The following is an 18341-nucleotide window of genomic DNA, read 5'->3' as shown; positions in this document are numbered from 1 at the left end:
TTTTTAGCCGATTTTTTTCTTCATTTCTGCTCTTTTTTCATCAAGCATTGCTGCAGCTTTAGCTATACCTTCTAATATAGTTTCAGGCTTTGGGCAGCATCCTGGTACGTAAACATCAACTGGTATAATCTTGTCTGCGCCGCCTATAACGTTGTAGCAGTCGTGGAATATGCCTCCTGTGCAGGAGCAAGCACCTACAGCTACTACTGCCTTAGGTTCAGGCATCTGATTATATACATTTAAAACTACATCTACGCTCTTATAATTTACTGAACCTGTAATTACCATAATATCAGCCTGCTTTGGAGTACCAATGTTTATTACCCCAAGTCTTTCAGCATCATAAAGGGGAGTTAAACATGCCAATACTTCTATATCGCAGCCGTTACAGCTATTGCAATTCATATGAACAATCCATGGAGATTTTGACATAACTGAACTCATAAATTTGCCTCGCTTTCTGATTAATTTGAGTTAAACGATTCTTACATTATTGAAATAAATAAACAATATATTTGCTACACTTAAGCCGACAACAATGGTCCATGTAACCTTTACCATCCATTCCCAGGAAAGTCTTGCTGTTATGTTGTCTATTATGATAACAAATATAAAGGTAAAGATTGATAATAATGTTCCAAGTACAAAGCTCTGCTTCCAGAATATAAACATTAATCCTGATAAGAATACATATTCATACCAGTGTGCGAATTCAATCATTCCCATTGTAGGGCCTGAAAAGTCAGTAAACATTCCTTTTACAAGCTCTTGATGGGAGTGGTGAGCAGTAGAAAAGTCAAAAGGCGACTTCTTAAATTTTATGCTCATTATAAACAGCATGGATATAAATACTAAAGGTAAATACAAAATAAGTGGTTTGTCAGCAGCATTTAATCTTGATATATTGAAGGAGCCTGTAAGCATATACATTCCCACTATATAAAATACAAGAATAGGTTCGTAAGCAAGCATTGAAATTGTTTCTCTTGCACTACCGATTTTGCTGAACGGGGAGCCTGTACTCATAGCTCCAACAATTAATGCTACGTTGGCAATCGTATAAACAAATATAATCATAAGTAAGTCCATTTCTAAAAAGAGCATTAAAAGACTTACTATTATAAATATTACATAGAATAATATATATATATTTTGATATTTATTTACTACTACATTTTCCTTGCTCATAAGCTTTCTGAAGTCATACCAAGGCTGAAGAAGTTTTGGACCTACTCTTCCCTGGAGCTTTGCAGTAAGCTTTCTGTCTATTCCTGCAAAGATACAGCCTATTACCGGAGCAGCAAATAAAACTAAAAGACTTCTTATAATAATTTCTATTGTGCTCATTATGCAAGTCCTCCTAAGATAACAATTAAGATTAATGATACGGAAATTAGACTTCCAAGTCTTGTTATAAGTTTTTCATCAAAAATTCTGGTTAAGTAGTAATTGCTGACAACTGCTTTTTCATAGCTGCCATCAGGACCTCTAAATAAGTTTTCGTCCTCTGTGTTGTTTTCACCGCACATATAAATATTCTTTCTTGTTGGTTTGCCTATAAGAGTTCCTTTTACTACTAGTGCAATTAATATAACAAAAGCAATTACTATAAATACTATATTATTATTGAAGCTTCCAAGCTGAGTACTTATATTTGCAAGTGATATATTTAGTGCTTCAGGAGCTTTTGGTAAAAGACTCTTAATTTCAGGTGATACTAATTTATTATAAACAGGTGATACAAATATACTTGATAGTAAAACTAAAATACTTAATACCCATAATGGAAGATATACGTTAAAGTCTCTGGTTTCTTTGTTTGGAAACTTAACAGCAGGGTAGGAAAGAATTGTTCCCATCCACTTAATGTAATATAGTGTTGTAAGTGCACTACCAAGAACTAAAAGTATTACGATAAATGGATTTTGTGCTGCAGCTTCGATTGATATAAGCTTTGTTATAAGTACTCCAAAAGGAGGAAGAATCATTGACACAAGACCGAAAGCTGTAATTAAAGTAAGTACTGGTGCTTTTGCTATAAGCCCAGACATGTCTTCAACATCTCTGCTGCCTATTGTATGTTCAATTTGTCCTGTGCAAAGGAATAATAAAGCTTTTGATACAGCATGGAAAATAATTAAAATTATTGCTGCTGAAATTCCAAGGCTTGTTCCCATGCCGGCACTACAGATAATAAGTCCTAAATTAGCTATAGTTGAATAAGCAAGAATTCTTTTTGCATTTCTTTGAGTAACTGCTATTGCTGAACATAATAAGAAGGTTATACCTCCATATAATGCAATTGCTGTTCCAAGTTTTGTTCCTGCATAAGCTGGTGATAATTTAATTATTAAGTATACTCCAGCCTTAACCATAGTACTTGAGTGAAGTAATGCTGAAACAGGTGTTGGAGCTACCATTGCACCTAGAAGCCAACTTTGGAAAGGCATCTGTGCTGATTTTGCAAAGCCTGCAATACATAAAAGAAATACCGGAACCAAGAGAACATAACTCTTTGAACCATAATTAGCTATATCTGATAGAGTTGTGATTCCATATTTGCTTTGAAATAATATATTTCCTGCTGAAAAACAAATACCGCCTATAAGATTTAGAAACAATGCTCTAAAACCGCTTTGATAAGCTTCTGCATCTCCGTTATAGGATATTAGTATGAATGAAGCCAAGGTTGTAATTTCCCAGAAGAAGTATATCCAGGCTAGTCCATCACTCATAACAAGCCCATTCATAGCTGCAATAAATATACTTATTACACAGTAGAATAATTTCTGTTTGCTTTTCATTTGTCTGTGATGTTCATATTCAGTAATGTATCCGTTTGCAAAGACTACTATAAGAGTACCTATAATATTTACTAAAAGGAGCATTACTATTGAAAAGCTGTCCACATTTAAGACAGTTTCATGGTGTTTTTCCATAAAAAAAGCAGTATAAATAAATAATATCGACTGCAAAAATGTTAGTGAAAACACACCTTTTCTTTTATGTTTCATCGAAACAGAAAATAAAAATACAATGATCAAAATTTCTAAAACAGTTATTAGTGCCTCCATCATAGTGAAAGCTGAACCTTCAATTATTAATTGAACCGGTCCGTGAATTGCAAGTGTAATAGATGCTATTGCTCCAAAAGCAAAGAGTAAATAGGATAGTGCTTTAAAGTATGTTTTGCCATTATTTAGTAGAAACAACAAGGCAAAGACAATTGGAACAACAAGAAGAGAAATGATTAAAGTGTTCATAATAAGACCTCCTTACTGTCAAATCTTTCTAAACAGTTCTAAATTTTTACTATAACAGTTACTTTCATTATAGTACCAATTTTCAAAAAAAACAACAAATTGTGATAAATGAAATTGGTCTGTCCATTTACATGTAATTGAATAAGTTTTATCTAAAACTGAAGGAAGTCCTTCAATTGTTTTTGTCACACATTATGCTAAAGCTCATATTATGAACTAGGACAAGGGTCCTATAATCAGACATATAAGAAAGGAGGAAGCAAAGGATGGATTTTTTGAATGAATTAGCAAACAATATTGGACAAACAGTCACTATTTTTACAACAAGCGGTGGAGAATCAGGTAGAGGTTTTACAGGGGTATTAACAATAGTTAATGCCAGCTTTGTAAGACTAGTTACACAAATTGGACCAGCACCAGGCTGTGCACTTGGAAACTGCTGTGAAAGACCTCATCATGGAACTAATGTTGAAGGGACACAACAAGGTGGGCAAGATAGATTTAGCTGCCGTGCAAATCAATTTGGTTCAATAGTAGATATTCCAGTAGACAGAATAGCAGCTTTTGTACACAATGCTGTAGGAAGCAGCGGATACTAGAATAAATATAAAAGCAAGTTTATGGGGTATGCCTTTAAAGGCAGCCCCTTTTTATATAAATTCAATTAGTAAATCGCTATTTAATCGAGTAAAATATCGATGCTTTTACGATTTTTACGAGAATTAAATAGCTGATTTACTTTGATATTTATATAAAGAATATTTTTAAAATTTAAGTAGCACTTATTATATAAGCTTCATAGTATATAGCAGGACAAGAAGTCCTAACATATCTTCATAATAAGAAAGGAGGAAACAGAGGATGGCAAACGGAAACTTCGCAAATAATCTTGCTAATTTTGTTGGTCAAACTGTTACTATTTTTACAACAAGTGGAGGGCAATCAGGCAGGGGATTTACTGGCGTATTAGCAACTGTTAATTGCAGTTTTGTTAGATTAATTACACAAATAGGCCCAGCACCAGGCTGCGCATTAGGAAATTGTTGCGACCATATGGGACCTGTTGCAGGCGTAGGTGATGACGTATGTACAGATGGTATAGGAGACTATGGAAATAACGTAAATAATCAAGGGATACAAGGATATAATCCAACAGGTGTACAGGGAGCTAATCTAGGCGGACAACAGCATAGGATTAACTGTAATGCAAATCATGGACTTGGAGCAGTTGTTGATATTCCTGTTGATAGAATAGCATCATTTGTTCATAATGCAGTTGATAGCGGCTGGTAAAAGTAAGTAAATAAGTAATTTAGGCACCATCTTAGAAGATGGTGTCTTTGATAACTATATAGTATCAATTCTTGATCCTTCTCATATTATAATATAGCTAAATATATATGAAAGGTGAGGTTGAATGGCAAGAAGAAATGTGAACATATTCAACATAAGGACAAAGAGAAAGAAAAAGATATATGTTAAAGCAGGCTGTAACTATGAAATAAAAGAAAACATAAAAGCAAGCAAGGTTTTATTAAATGATAATAATTTTATTCAAAGCTTAATAAAATACATAGGTCAAACTATAACTATATATACAGTAAGTGGAGGCGAATCAGGCTCTGGCTTTACAGGAGTTTTATTGGATGTAAAAAATGATTATATAAAAATACTATCTAAGATAGCTTCTCCACCTGGGTTTATTTCTGATACTGATGAAAACGAGATTAATCAAAATAATGAAGCACTTTCATTGGGAACTATTACTAATATTCCAATCAATAAAATTGCTGCATTTGTTCATAATACAATTTAAAAAATAACTTTAAAATTTGTAACCCTTTCTTCAAAGTAACATATTATATACTAGGACAAACAGTCCACATAATCTTTAATATGAGAAAGGAGGAAACACAGGATGGCAAACGGATTTAGCATAGTATCAGATTTAGCAAGACACATCGGACAAACGGTTACAATTTTCACAACTAGCGGAGGAGAATCAGGTCGTGGTTTTACAGGAGTACTTGCAACTGTTAACTGCAACTTTGTTAGATTAATAACTCAGATAGGACCAGCACCTGGATGCGCACTTGGAAGCTGCTGCGACAGAGAAAGGAGACCATTTGGAGTAGAAGGGGAACAATTAGGAGGAGAGGGAAGAATAAACTGCAGTGGTAATCGTGGCTTAGGATCAATAGTAGACATTCCAGTAGACAGAATAGCAGCATTTGTTCATAACGCAGTAGGAAGCGGATGGTAATAGACACAAGATAATACACAATACTAAAAATATGGCCCTCATCCAAATGGATGAGGGCTTTCTTATAAGGTATCCCAAGAAATTAGCTCACTAAAAGATCAAAAACATTTCTCTCAGTTATCTGAGCTAATGCCTAGCTATTAAAAGTATCTATATATGTTGTGGTATACTTCCATCTTGAATTTCACCATCAAATCCAAGATAATAACGTCTAATTGAATTTAAATTATTATCCAATTCGTATACTAAAGGAATTCCTGTAGGAATATTTAGACTTGCTATACCATCACTTGGTATATTATCTAAATACTTTACCAATGCTCTAATTGTATTGCCATGAGCTGAAATTATTATTTTTTTATTATCTTTAATTAAAGGAACTATTGAGTTATGCCAATATTTAAGAACTCTTTTCTCGGTATCTTCCAGGTTCTCGGTTAATGGGAGCTCGTTCTCACTAAGCTCGCTATACTTTGGATTTCCAAAATCCCATCTGGTATCGCTTTTTTCTAAAGCAGGTGGACGTACATCAACAGATCTTCTCCATATATGGACTTGTTCATCCCCATATTTAGCTGCGGTTTCTGCTTTGTTTAAACCTTGCAAAGCCCCATAGTGTCTTTCGTTAAGCCTCCATGTCTTATAAACTGGTATCCACATAAGATCCATTTCATGAAGTATTATCCATAATGTTCTTATAGCTCTTTTTAGAACTGAAGTAAATGCTGCATCAAAGTTGTAGCCATTCTTCTTTAGAATTATTCCAGCCTGCCTTGCTTCTTCCAAACCATTATCAGTTAAATCAATATCTGTCCAGCCTGTAAATCTATTTTCCAAGTTCCATATACTTTGACCATGTCGTATTAAAACTAGCTTAATCATGAGTTAGGACACCACCTTTATTAGTAAATTTGAATGATAACGGGAATGTTAACAACTTAAATGCTTATGGCTACTGGGTTTATATTATATTGTTATCATTGTTAACATTAATTTATTTATAAATATGAATTAAATAATATATGTATATATAGGTTATATATAATATACCTAATATGCCTATATAGTATGTGTATGAATATTAGAACTAACTAGAGTAGAGCTATAATGAGGTGATTAAATGTTATTCAAAAGAATATGTTCGACTATAATTATTTCATTTAATATAGTAAGCTCGCTGGGTGCATTCTCTATTGAACCATATGTAAAATGTATTACATCACATGATTTATAAGAACATAAATTAGTAGCATCATTGCCAAGTGAAAATATAAGTTTATTTGCACAATCTAATAAATAAAAAGATATGTATAATAAATTCATACTTGTTGCAAATAAAAAAACTATTGTTCTAGACTGGCAGAATGTTACTAATTTAACTTTTTAACCTAAATTGTTATTAACTGATGTTAATAAAGATGATAATAAAGAATTAATTGCTATTTTAACAACTGGTACAGGGAGTGACCATCACATAGAAAATATTCATATACTAGAATTACCAAACCTAAAAGAGATGAGCATTCTTAATCCTATTAATATTATTAATGAAAATGTTACTACCAAAATCATTTCTAAAGATGATAAGGTTTTAATTGCTATCAGCATAAATAACAGTATTACCGAAATAGTGAAAGATAAAAGCTTTACGCCGCTATGGTTTAATAATGTGGCGTTTGGTTCAGAAATACATTGGAGAATTTACAATGATATTATTTATGCAGATGTTGATGCTCAAGTATCTCCTTCAGGATATGTAGGAACAATAGAGATAGAGTATGAATTTAAAGGAGATATGCTAGCTTTAAAGAAAATAAGGTTTATTTAAATTATGCATATAAATTTTTATACTGCAAGCTTATACCTGTAAAATTATTGGAATTTTATCTTAGTTGATTTATAATTACAATTATGAAAGGCAGGTAGTTAAGATGTCTATTTTAGAAGTAAACAAGCTTACGAAGATATATGGCGGTGAAAGAGGACAAGTTTCCGTAAAGGCAGTTAATAACATAAGTTTTACTGTGGAAGAAGGAGAATTTATTGGTATCATGGGTCCTTCTGGCAGTGGGAAAACTACTCTTTTAAATGTTATAAGCGGTATTGCAAAACCAACTTCCGGCTTTGTAAAAATATCAAACAAGAATATTAATGAAATGAGTAAAAATGAACTAGCAATTTTTAGGCGTAAAGAGCTGGGATTTGTGTTTCAGGAGTTTAATTTATTAGATAGCCTAAGCCTAAAGGAAAATATAATGCTTCCAATGATTTTAGATAAAAAGCCTGCGGATTATATGGAGCAAAAGGTTGAAGAAACTATGTCATTATTTGGGATATATGATATTGCTTATAAGTATCCTTATAATGTTTCCGGGGGACAGCAGCAGAGAGCTGCAGTAAGCAGAGCTATAATTAATGATCCAAGTATAATATATGCAGATGAACCTACAGGAAATCTTGACTCAAAATCATCAAAATCAATAATGGAATGTTTTGAAAAGATGAATAAGGAATTTGAAAATACCATTCTCGTAGTAACCCATGATGTTTTCTCTGCAAGCTATTGCAATAAGGTTATTTTTATTAAGGATGGAATGCTGCATTCTTCAATTGATAAGAAAGGCAGTAGAAAGGAATTTTTTGATGAGATAATGAATAGTCTTGCTTTATTGGGAGGAGAAAAGGATGACATTTAACGAGATCACCTTTACAATGTTTAAAGCAAATATTAGAAAGTATTTATTATACTTTCTATGCAATAGCTTCACGGTAATGATATTATTCACATACTTAACGCTTATGACAAATAAGAATTTTATGAACTATAATAAAGTTAATTCTGTAATTTCAAGTAACTTGATAGCACCAAGCGTAGTAATAGGCATATTTTCTGTTTTTTTTATAATTTATACCCAAAATTCATTTATTAAGTTTAGAAAAACTGAGTTCGGGCTATTTATGGTCTTGGGAATGACTAATAATGATATAGCAAAGATTATGCTTATTGAAAACTGTATAATATCTCTTGCCTCATTGGCAGCAGGCTTAATAGTCGGTACACTATTTTCCGGGATATTTTATTTTCTTGTAACAAAGATTGTTGAGGTTAACGGAGTTGGCTTTTCTATCGGCTATAAGAGCTATCTTTTTACAATATTATTTTTTTTATGTATATATATTCTTCTTATTTTAATCAATCTCATTAGCTTATTTAAATTTGATATTGTGAACCTGTTGAAAAGCTCAAGAAAGGGAGATAGGAACTTATTAAGTGGCAAGATGGTTGGATTAATCAGCCTTTTAGCGGTTTCAGCAGCTATCTTTGATTTGATAGTTAATTATAAATCAGATCAGTCGGTGGTTTTATTAAGAAGCACAGTATTATTCTTTATAGGAATGTATATGATTATTTCTAATTTTGCAGGGCTTTTATCAAAGTTATTAAAGCCCAACCCCAAGAAATATTATAAAAATATGCTTTTTATTACAAGTATGAAATATTCCTTTAATCAATTAAAAAAAGTAATTCTAGTAATATCCCTACTTATAGGTATAACAATATTTTTTACTACAATAGGACTAGAAATTGTTTCGGATTCTAAGGATTTTGGAATAAATCATAATCCTTATGACATAGCATATGCAGAGCTATATGGGAAAAACATGATACCCAAAGAAAAGTTAAACAGTATAATTGAAAATGGTGAAACTCCATTAAAATCTCATCAAACCTTGGAACTTATAAGTATGCGCAACTTAACAATTTTATCTGCTAAGGATTTGAATACTGTTTCGAAAACATCAATAAGCATACCAAAGGGCAGCTTTATTAATTTATTTCAGATAGTAGAAAATGACGGATACAAACATGATACAACGGAAATGCAGAAAGCCTACATAGAAACAAAAAGTTCAAAGCAGGTGCTTACCTCCCAAGGTTCAATAAAAAAAATATTCTTCAATAATATAGTAGCACTAAATAATTCACGTTACATAATAGTCAATGATGAGGACTATAAAAATATAAAAGCGGAAGTCAAGCCTTCAGAAATAGGACATATCAATCTTATTAACTTTGAGAATTGGAAGAAGACCGAATCTATAGCTGAAAAGCTTGAATCGGAATTAGAACAATATAATAGAGCTAATACTAGATTGTACTATGATAGTATAGATAAGGATAATGCAGCTTTTAAGCTTGTATCAAAGATCGGTGAGTATATGGAGCAAAAACAATCGGGCTCATTCCTTTTGTTTTTAATAACCTTTGTAGGAATACTCTTTTTTATATCATCATGTGTAATTTTGCATTTTAAATTGCTGACGGAATTTGAAAGAGAGAAGATAAAATACAAAAAGCTCTCCAAGATAGGAATTACAACAGAAGAAATAGAAAGAAGTGTTTCTAAAGAGCTGGGAGTATTGTTTTTCTTACCATATATACTGGGTATATTATTTTCAATGTTTTATAGTTATTCTTTATTTTCAGGTATTATTAATATAAGTTATTTGACTTCCATTGGATACCCGTTTATTTTAGGATTATTATATTTAGGATTACAATTAGTATATTATGTTCTATATAAAAAGATTTATATAAAGAAAATTATAGCTTATGTATTTTAGTTTACGATGAGTTATAAATCATAAAGTTTACGGTCTTTTCTTTATAGATATTAAATTAACAATAATTAAGCAACTATTAGTAAAGGCTTTACCAATAGTTGCTTTTTTAAGTTTTGAATATTACCAGTTGAGGCTGTCAGTTCAGTTATCTAAGTGATCTATTTTACTTGCAGTCTCAAATAGAATTATTTTTTGTTAATCTGCTTAAAGACTTCAATATTAGCCTTCAAAACATTGACTCTTGCCTCACCTAGCACTCCAAGCTGTCTGTCTTCTGTAGAGGCTTCTATGATTTTATTCAGTTCAGCTTCACTTATACCCGTAGCTTTAGCTACTGAAGGAATCTGAAGCTTTGCGGCAGCAGGACTTATATGAGGATCAAGCCCAGAGCCTGATGCAGTTAAAAGGTCTGCAGGTATATCCTCTTTTTTAACACTGGGGTTTGCTTTTAAAAACTCATCCATATCCTTCTGGATTCTTTCTGCTAAGGCAGGGTTCGAAGGAGCAAGGTTTTGAGAGCCTGAAGAAACTCCTGAGTAAGCGGTTTTTCCGTCCTTATCAGGCTTTGTATCAGCTTCGGTATAGGTATTATAATTAACAGCGGAAGGTCTTCCTTTGAAATATCTTGCATCGCTAAAGCTTTGACCTAAGACTTCAGATCCCACCTTCTGATCATTTATGTCTATAATACTTCCGTTAGCCTGCTTTGGAAAAACAAGCTGACTTAAACCTGTCATTAGAAGCGGGTATCCAATACCAAATATGACCAATAATATTATACTTAAAAGAAAAGCTTTTTTTAAAATTTTCATAAACATTCATCCTTTCACAAAAAGGCTAAGCAAGGTTTAATGCTCTTAACAGAGGTGTAATAACAATATCTATTATTTTAATACCAACAAAAGGAGCAATTAAACCACCCACACCAAAGATTAGTACATTTCTTGCAAGCAGCACCGAAGCTTTCATAGGTCTGTATTTTACGCCTTTCATTGCTATAGGAATAAGCAGCGGTATAATTATAGCGTTGAATATTAGGGCTGAGATTATAGCGCTTTGAGAAGACTCAAGTCTCATTATATTCAAAATATTCATTTGTGGTATAGCGGCAGCAAACATAGCAGGGATAATGGCAAAATACTTTGCAACGTCGTTAGCTATACTGAAAGTTGTAAGTGCTCCTCTTGTTATTAAAAGTTGCTTTCCTATCTCTACAACCTCAAGTATCTTTGTTGGGTCGGAATCTAAATCCACCATGTTCGCAGCTTCCTTTGCTGCAATAGTTCCGCTGTTCATTGCAAGACCAACGTCAGCTTGGGCTAGTGCAGGAGCATCATTTGTACCATCTCCTGTCATAGCTACAAGCTTTCCTTCTGCTTGTTCTCTTTTAATAACAGCTATTTTATCCTCAGGCTTGCACTCGGCTACAAACTCATCTACTCCAGCTTCCTGTGCAATGGTAGCTGCAGTTAACGGGTTATCTCCAGTACACATTATAGTTTTTATTCCCATCTCTCTAAGCCTGTCAAATCTTTCTACAAGACCTGGTTTGACAGTGTCTTTAAGGTATATTACACCTAAAATATTTTTATCAACACATACTACAAGTGGGGTTCCACCAAGTTTTGATATTCTTTCAGTTATTTCATCAAGCCCTTCAGGTATTGTACCTCCTAGTTCCTTGACAAAGGTTTTAATGCTGTCAGCTGCACCTTTTCTAATTTGTGTGCCATTTTTCAAATCCAAGCCGCTTTTTCTTGTTTGAGCTGTAAATTCTATAAAATCACAGTCTTCGTATTCCTTTGTATCGACGGTAATGCCAAGCTTATTGGCAAGCTCTACTATAGATCTTCCCTCAGGGGTTTCGTCTTTTATTGAAGATATAAGAGCAAATTTAGTTAACTCATCCTTAGAAACACTATCAACTGGATAAAAATCCGCAGCCATTCTGTTGCCAAAGGTTATTGTACCAGTTTTATCTAGTATCATGGTGCTTACGTCCCCGCAAGCTTCTACAGCTTTTCCGGACATGGCTATTACATTAAAGCGTGTTACTCTGTCCATGCCTGCTATACCAATAGCAGAAAGAAGTCCTCCAATGGTTGTAGGGATTAAGCATACTAAAAGGGCAATTAAGGTGGCTACGTTAATAATTACACCTGAATATGAAGCCATAGGAAGCAGTGAGATTATAACAACCAAAAATATAATAGTTAAGCTCACTAATATAGTGTTTAACGCTATTTCATTTGGCGTCTTCTGCCTTGCTGCACCTTCAACCAAGGCTATCATTTTATCTAAGAAGGACTCACCTGGAGTTGCAGTTATTTTAATCTTTAAGAAGTCGCTGACAACTTTAGTTCCACCTGTAACAGAGCTGAAATCACCTCCTGCTTCCTTGACAACTGGAGCAGATTCTCCTGTTATGGCAGATTCATCTACAGAGGCTATGCCTTCAATAACTTCACCGTCATTTGGTATAATGTCTCCTGCTTCAACTAAAACAATATCATCCTTCTTAACTTCATTTGAGCTTACAATTTTAATGCTCTCATTTGAGTTAAGAAGCTTTGCCATGGTATCCTTACGTGTTTTCTTAAGACTTTCTGCCTGAGCCTTTCCTCTGCCTTCAGCAATTGCTTCAGCAAAGTTTGCAAAGAGCACAGTAACAAGAAGAATGACAAATATTAAAGCATTATATAGCCTTAAACTTTCACTTGTATCCCCAAATAAGTTGGGAAATATAGTTAAAATCAGAGTAATTATGGCTCCAAGTTCTACTATAAACATAACTGGATTTTTAATCATAAAGGCTGGATTCAATTTAATGAAGGCGTCCTTTATGGCTTTATTTACAATTTCTTTTGACATAAGCTTATTTTTACGTTCTTTACTCATAAATAATCTCCTTCTTATCTCCAAAGGGTTAAATGTTCTGCTATTGGACCTAATGCAAGGGCTGGGAAGAAGGTTAAAGCAGCGACAATTATAATAATAGAAATCAGCATAACAACAAACATAGCATTATCTGTTCTAAAAGTTGAATCTGTAACAGGAATTGCCCTCTTCTCTGCCAAAGAAGCTGCTACCGTCAGTAAAAGTATTATAGTTAAATATCTTCCAAAGAACATCACAAGTCCTGTTGATGTATTCCAGAATAATGTGTTATCTGCCATACCTTCAAAGCCAGAACCATTATTTGCTGCAGAAGAAGCATACTGGTACAGCACTTGAGTTAAGCCGTGAAAGCCAGGATTTGATATACCAGCAAGGCCTGCTTTGGTAACGAGGGCTATAGCAGAAGGTATCAATATTATAAATGGATGCACTAATATACCTATAGCTATAAGCTTCATCTCTTTACCTTCTATCTTTTTACCAAGAAATTCCGGGGTTCTTCCAACCATGAGTCCGCACAGGAATACTGTCAGAATAATGTACATAAGCATATTCATAAGGCCTACGCCTTTCCCGCCAAAGACCACGTTAAGCATCATCTGCCATAGAGGAATTAAACCTCCAAGTGGAGTCAAGGTATCATGCATATTATTTACAGACCCAGTTGTAAAAGCTGTAGTAACAGTTGTAAACAAGGAAGAGCCTGCTATACCAAATCGGACTTCCTTTCCTTCCATACTGCCCATTACCTGACTTAAACCAAGCTTTACAAGTACAGGATTACCTGCCTTTTCAGCCAGATAGCATACAGTAAGAGAAGCTATAAATAATATGGACATAGTTGCAAATATTGTATAAGCTTGCTTCTTATTTTTAAGGGCATAACCTAATGTAAATACCAAGGCTCCTGGTAATATCATCATTGACAGCATGTTGATTAAGTTGCTAAGCGGTGTTGGGTTTTCGAAAGGATGAGCCGCATTTGCCCCAAAAAATCCTCCTCCATTTGTACCGATGTGCTTAATTGCTTCAAGTGAAGCTACAGGACCTAAAGGTATATCCTGAAGTTTTCCTTCTATAGTATGAATTGTAAGGTTAGGAGCTAAGGTTTGCGGTACACCCTGCCATACAAGCATCATAGTTACTATTATTGAAAGAGGAAGAAGCACTCTTGTATGAATTCTTACTAAGTCAACAAAGAAGTTTCCAAAGCCTTTCTTTCCGGATAAACCTCTGATAAAGGCAACAGCTGCTGCAAAACCAGTACCTGCTGAAGTAAACATTAAGTAGGTAATAGCAGCCATTTGACTAAAATAAGAGAGCCCCGATTCCCCTGAGTAGTCCTGAAGATTTGTATTTGTGATAAAACTTATGGCAGTGTTGAATGATAGCGACTGCTCCATTGGTTTTATTCCATTTGGATTTAAAAGTCCCATACCTTGTATTCTAAAAATTAAATAAACAATAAATGTCATCACAGCATTAGTAGCTATCAGTGCTAAAACATATGTCTTCCAGTTCATTTCTTCTTCTTTAATTCCTGCAACCCTGTAAATAAACTTGTCAACAGGATTAAGTATAGGGTCTAAAAAGGTTTTATCATTTACTGAAACTTTGTACAAGTATCTTCCTAAAGGAATAATAATTAAAATAAACAGCAATAATGATATTGCAATCTGTAAAATGTCCATTTTGTTTCCGCCTTTCTAAAATTTTTCAGGATTTATAAGTGCATAGCCTAAGTAAATGAAAAGTAACACTGCAATTATAATTAGAATTATCATTTTTAATCTCCACCTTATCCTTCTTCTTTATGAGATATTTGCCTGTCACACCAGTTAGTAAATAAATAAGTTATAAAGAAGCATAGTACTAATGCTCCCAAAAATATTAAATCCTTCATGGTATACCTCCTTTAAAAACAACACATTACGCAATTAGTTACAGGATTTATTATGCGTTATATGTCTAATAACATACAAAGATTATACACCCCCTGATAGTTAAAGCTCGATTATTAAAACCTGTGCCTTAATAAGCTAATATAGCTTATAGCTTCTAATTTAAAGAAATTAAGTTCTTCTTTCACAGCAAGGATTAAGTTTTCTTTGGTTTGCACCTGTACTTAAGGAGCGTTTGACTTTTGTAATTGTAAAAATTATACTAGCTTTATTAAGGGAAGCTTTAAAATTAAAAGGGTTAATTATATAGGAGAGAGGATTATGTTAAAAACCTTAAAGGGCAAGTTTTTGATCGTTTATCTGCTGCTAGTATTTATACTCGCAGTGGTAGGGGCAACCTCCATAGCTAATATCTATTCCTTAGGTAAAAGCATACAGGGCCTTATGACAGACAATTATAAAAGTATAAATGCAGCCGGTTATATGCTGGATGCACTGGAGGGGCAGAATTCTGCTGCACTGACGTATATAAATACCAATAAAAATAAAGGAATTAGCGATTTTAATAAAAACAGCGGTTATTTTTATCAATGGTATAATGTAGAGGCTTCAAATATTACCGAAAAAAATGAGAAGCAATTTGTAGAAGATATAAATAATTCTTATACAGCTTACTTAACATTATTTTCGAGACTTCAGGAAACAGCAATAAATTCGGATAATTCCAAGGTAATAAATTTTTATAATGATGAAATGTACCCTGAGTACAGCAACCTCAAGAAACTATTGAGAGATTTATCTATTCTTAATGAAAAGGCTATGTTTAGCGGTAAGGAAAGAGTAATAAATGCTTCTGAGAAGTCCATGAATATAGTTATAATTCTATCTGTGCTTTCTATAATTGGAGGTCTTACTGCGGCATGGTTATCACTAATTAAATTCCTAAGTCCCTTGTACGCTTTAAGAGATAATATGAAAGCGCTAAAGGAAGGCGAATTAAATAAGCAGACGAAAATTGTAAGTCAGGATGAAATTGGTGAACTTTCTAAGGAATTCAATGATATGACTAAAAGACTTATGCAGTTTGAACAAAGCACCTTGGGCAAGGTTTTGGCTGAGAAGAATAAGTCTTTAGCTATAGTTAAAAGTATTTCGGATCCAATAATTGTTATGGACACAAATTATAAGATAGTGCTTATAAATGAGGCTTTTGAACAGTTATTTAATCTTGAAGAAAAAATTGTCCTGAACAAGTATTTTCTTGAGGTAGTGAGAAATGGTGAATTGTATGACTATATTAAAAATATATATAACTCAGAAGAAGATAAAATAGAACAGAAGATTTTTTATTTTAATTATAACAGTAAAGACTATTATTATAATGTTCTAGTAACTAGACTAAGAGAAACAGATAATAAGAGATACGGTTTGGTTGTACTTTTTCAAAACGTAACAGGTCTTAAAGAGATAGAAAAACTTAAAAGTGATTTTATCGCTACGGTTTCCCACGAGTTTAAGACTCCGCTTACTTCTATAATGATGGGGGCAAGTTTAATTGGAGATGAGGCTGCTGGAGGTCTTAGTAAAAAGCAGCAGGAAATAGTTGAGACTATAAATGAAGAAAGTGAAAAGCTTTTGAATTTAGTTAATAATCTTCTTCATCTTTCAAAGCTGGAGTCCAGTAAATCTATATTTAATATAGAGGATTGCACTATAGAAGCTATTGTAGAAAATAGTATTAAAAGTTTTGTCAGTGAGGCTAAAGAAAGAAATATAAGCCTGCAATATAATCCTATTGGAAGCTCTATAAAGGTTAAAGTGGATTTTGATAAAACTCTTTGGGTTTTAAATAATTTAATATCAAATGCACTAAAGTTTACTGAAGCTGGAGACAAAATACTAATCAGGTCTTTTGTTAAGCAGAATAGAATGTGTGTCTCAGTTAAAGATACAGGGAAAGGTATACCTGAAGATTATGTTGAAAAGATTTTTGAAAAGTTTGTGCAGGTCAAAGGAACAGAGGATAGAGGCACTGGATTAGGACTCTCTATAGCAAAGGAAATAGTAGAAGCTCAGGGCGGGGAAATATGGTGTGAGAGTGAGCTTCATGAAGGCAGCATATTTACATTTACACTACCGCTTGAGGAAAAATTTTAGTCTTTAATGGGTATATAGGAGGTAGTCATGAAAAAAGTTCTTGTGGTTGATGATACAAAAAGTATAAAGCAGCTGCTCACAACTTGTTTGGAGTTTAGTGGTTATGAGGTTTTTACTGCTAATAATGGAATAGAGGCTTTGGAACTATTAAAAAATCAGAAGGTGGATTTAATATTCTTAGATATAAAAATGCCTGAGATAAGCGGTACAGAGGTGCTGAGAAGAATTAGAGGCCTCGGCATAGAAACTCCTGTTATAATTATGACAGCCTTTGGAACAGTTAAAAATGCAGTTGAATGCACTAAGCTTGGTGCTGTTGCTTACTTGCAAAAGCCTTTTACAGCAGAAAAGGTAAGGCACCTGCTAATTGAAGTTGAACCTTACCTTGAAGGTGATGCTGTTTCTACAGAAAAATATATTAAAAAGGTTAAAGAGCTTTTAGGAATTGGAGAGCTTGAGGAAGCCTTTAATCTGTTAAAAAAAGCTTTATCCGAGAATGTGAATAATGGAGAAATCTATAGGCTTTTAGCTAGAGTATATGAACTTAGAGGCGATTTAAAAGAAGCTGAAAAATTTTATAACTTCAGTAAGCAGTTTGAATAGAACAATGAGTAATTTGAAGCATCAGAGTTTAAGACTAAGCTTGCTCTACGTAAGCTTAAGATTTAGGCTGTTTCAAATATGGATAATAAAAATTGCCGTCTGACTTTAAAATTGGTGTTTTGATTATACGGGAATATAATCAAAATGTACTGATCATTTAAAGGGGATGGCGATTTTTATGAAGAAGTTTATTATTATAATTATATTAACAATTTCGGTATTAGTTGGATTTGTTATATTAAAGGATAAAGGTTACAACCCTTATTCAGGAACCTATATTTATACAGGTGAAGGAAATTTAATTTTAAAGCTAAAAAAGGACAATAGCTATATTCTTTATTATCCTGTTGGCAGAAGAGACGATTTTGTTAAAGGTGAGTATGAAGTAAAGGATAATAATATTGCTTTAACTCCGGACAAAGATAATATAAATAAAATTATGACTAAAGCTTTGCACGGAAAAGTTGAAGGGTCAAGGATAAGATTTGTAGAGTATGATGGCGATTTTCTAAAGCATTAAATGATTTTGTGTGAAAAGAGGACTAACCATAAAAGCAGTTGAGTAAATATACTCCAAAATCATTTACATCAGCTAAGATAAGACTTTTTGATTGTTTTTAGTAAAGAAAC

18 protein-coding genes are annotated in these 18341 nt (G+C 33.3%); 10 read left to right on the top strand and 8 right to left on the bottom strand.

The features are described 5' to 3' along the window. Nucleotides 1-3 precede the first annotated feature (3 nt). Genes JK636_RS09410 through JK636_RS09400 form a run of 3 tightly spaced genes read right to left on the bottom strand, consistent with a single transcriptional unit; the run spans nucleotide 4 to nucleotide 3263 of the window. Entirely contained in the window at nucleotides 4-444 is a 441-nt protein-coding gene (locus JK636_RS09410; RefSeq protein ID WP_202748565.1) for an NADH-quinone oxidoreductase subunit B family protein, read from the bottom strand. Between the two features lie 30 nt (nucleotides 445-474). Then, the gene (locus JK636_RS09405) at nucleotides 475-1347 is read right to left on the bottom strand and encodes a respiratory chain complex I subunit 1 family protein (RefSeq protein ID WP_202748564.1); all 873 of its coding nucleotides are present in this window, start codon (nucleotides 1345-1347) and stop codon (nucleotides 475-477) included. Next, a complete protein-coding gene (locus tag JK636_RS09400; protein WP_202748563.1) occupies nucleotides 1347-3263 on the bottom strand; it encodes an NADH-quinone oxidoreductase subunit 5 family protein in 1917 nt (638 codons plus the stop codon). The genes JK636_RS09405 and JK636_RS09400 overlap by 1 nt, the downstream gene beginning before the upstream one ends. Nucleotides 3264-3529: 266 nt before the next feature. Between JK636_RS09400 and JK636_RS09395 the strand changes: the two genes are divergently transcribed. The 4 genes from JK636_RS09395 (at nucleotide 3530) to JK636_RS09380 (ending at nucleotide 5526) form a co-directional block, all read left to right on the top strand. Beyond that, nucleotides 3530-3862 carry a hypothetical protein gene (locus JK636_RS09395; RefSeq protein WP_202748562.1) on the top strand — a complete coding sequence of 111 codons (333 nt, stop codon included), beginning with the start codon at nucleotides 3530-3532 and terminating at the stop codon, nucleotides 3860-3862. Between the two features lie 262 nt (nucleotides 3863-4124). Continuing rightward, the gene (locus JK636_RS09390; protein WP_202748561.1) at nucleotides 4125-4556 is read left to right on the top strand and encodes a hypothetical protein; all 432 of its coding nucleotides are present in this window, start codon (nucleotides 4125-4127) and stop codon (nucleotides 4554-4556) included. Between the two features lie 124 nt (nucleotides 4557-4680). After that, nucleotides 4681-5079 carry a hypothetical protein gene (locus tag JK636_RS09385; RefSeq protein ID WP_202748560.1) on the top strand — a complete coding sequence of 133 codons (399 nt, stop codon included), beginning with the start codon at nucleotides 4681-4683 and terminating at the stop codon, nucleotides 5077-5079. A gap of 102 nt (nucleotides 5080-5181) precedes the next feature. After that, complete coding sequence (locus JK636_RS09380) at nucleotides 5182-5526, top strand: hypothetical protein (RefSeq protein ID WP_202748559.1); 345 nt, start codon at nucleotides 5182-5184, stop codon at nucleotides 5524-5526. A gap of 150 nt (nucleotides 5527-5676) precedes the next feature. On the opposite strand, the gene gpmA is transcribed toward JK636_RS09380, so the two are convergent. Beyond that, nucleotides 5677-6408, bottom strand: a complete 732-nt coding sequence (gene gpmA / locus JK636_RS09375; protein ID WP_202748558.1) for a 2,3-diphosphoglycerate-dependent phosphoglycerate mutase — start codon at nucleotides 6406-6408, stop codon at nucleotides 5677-5679. A 511-nt stretch (nucleotides 6409-6919) separates the two neighbouring features. On the opposite strand from gpmA, the gene JK636_RS09370 reads away from it, so the two are divergent. From JK636_RS09370 to JK636_RS09360, 3 genes are all read left to right on the top strand, one after another. Then, entirely contained in the window at nucleotides 6920-7354 is a 435-nt protein-coding gene (locus tag JK636_RS09370; RefSeq protein WP_202748557.1) for a hypothetical protein, read from the top strand. Nucleotides 7355-7457: 103 nt separating this feature from the next. Next, complete coding sequence (locus JK636_RS09365; protein ID WP_202748556.1) at nucleotides 7458-8222, top strand: ABC transporter ATP-binding protein; 765 nt, start codon at nucleotides 7458-7460, stop codon at nucleotides 8220-8222. Continuing rightward, nucleotides 8212-10152 (top strand): FtsX-like permease family protein, encoded by a 1941-nt coding sequence (locus JK636_RS09360; RefSeq protein ID WP_202748555.1) that lies wholly within the window; start codon nucleotides 8212-8214, stop codon nucleotides 10150-10152. Before JK636_RS09365 ends, JK636_RS09360 begins: the two co-directional genes overlap by 11 nt. 185 nt (nucleotides 10153-10337) lie before the next feature. On the opposite strand, the gene JK636_RS09355 is transcribed toward JK636_RS09360, so the two are convergent. From JK636_RS09355 to kdpF, 4 genes are read right to left on the bottom strand one after another with little or no spacing between them, the layout of a single operon-like run. Continuing rightward, nucleotides 10338-10964 (bottom strand): K(+)-transporting ATPase subunit C, encoded by a 627-nt coding sequence (locus JK636_RS09355; RefSeq protein WP_202748554.1) that lies wholly within the window; start codon nucleotides 10962-10964, stop codon nucleotides 10338-10340. Nucleotides 10965-10989: 25 nt separating this feature from the next. After that, nucleotides 10990-13050 carry a potassium-transporting ATPase subunit KdpB gene (gene kdpB, locus JK636_RS09350; RefSeq protein ID WP_202748553.1) on the bottom strand — a complete coding sequence of 687 codons (2061 nt, stop codon included), beginning with the start codon at nucleotides 13048-13050 and terminating at the stop codon, nucleotides 10990-10992. A 14-nt stretch (nucleotides 13051-13064) separates the two neighbouring features. Further along, nucleotides 13065-14741, bottom strand: a complete 1677-nt coding sequence (kdpA, locus tag JK636_RS09345) for a potassium-transporting ATPase subunit KdpA (RefSeq protein WP_202748552.1) — start codon at nucleotides 14739-14741, stop codon at nucleotides 13065-13067. Between the two features lie 15 nt (nucleotides 14742-14756). Beyond that, nucleotides 14757-14834: a K(+)-transporting ATPase subunit F gene (kdpF, locus tag JK636_RS24135; RefSeq protein ID WP_202748804.1), complete on the bottom strand. Its 78-nt coding sequence runs from the start codon at nucleotides 14832-14834 to the stop codon at nucleotides 14757-14759. A gap of 438 nt (nucleotides 14835-15272) precedes the next feature. Between kdpF and JK636_RS09335 the strand changes: the two genes are divergently transcribed. From JK636_RS09335 to JK636_RS09325, 3 genes are all read left to right on the top strand, one after another. Continuing rightward, nucleotides 15273-17108, top strand: coding sequence for an ATP-binding protein (locus JK636_RS09335; protein WP_202748551.1), 1836 nt, complete (start codon nucleotides 15273-15275; stop codon nucleotides 17106-17108). A 27-nt stretch (nucleotides 17109-17135) separates the two neighbouring features. Continuing rightward, nucleotides 17136-17711 (top strand): response regulator, encoded by a 576-nt coding sequence (locus tag JK636_RS09330; RefSeq protein ID WP_202748550.1) that lies wholly within the window; start codon nucleotides 17136-17138, stop codon nucleotides 17709-17711. Between the two features lie 178 nt (nucleotides 17712-17889). Further along, nucleotides 17890-18231, top strand: coding sequence for a hypothetical protein (locus tag JK636_RS09325; RefSeq protein WP_202748549.1), 342 nt, complete (start codon nucleotides 17890-17892; stop codon nucleotides 18229-18231). The last annotated feature ends 110 nt before the right edge of the window (nucleotides 18232-18341 follow it).

It is taken from the genome of Clostridium rhizosphaerae (assembly GCF_016765585.1).
Classification (GTDB): Bacteria; Bacillota; Clostridia; order Clostridiales; family Clostridiaceae; genus Clostridium_AT; species Clostridium_AT rhizosphaerae.
This window is presented reverse-complemented; position numbering and strand designations above follow the sequence as displayed.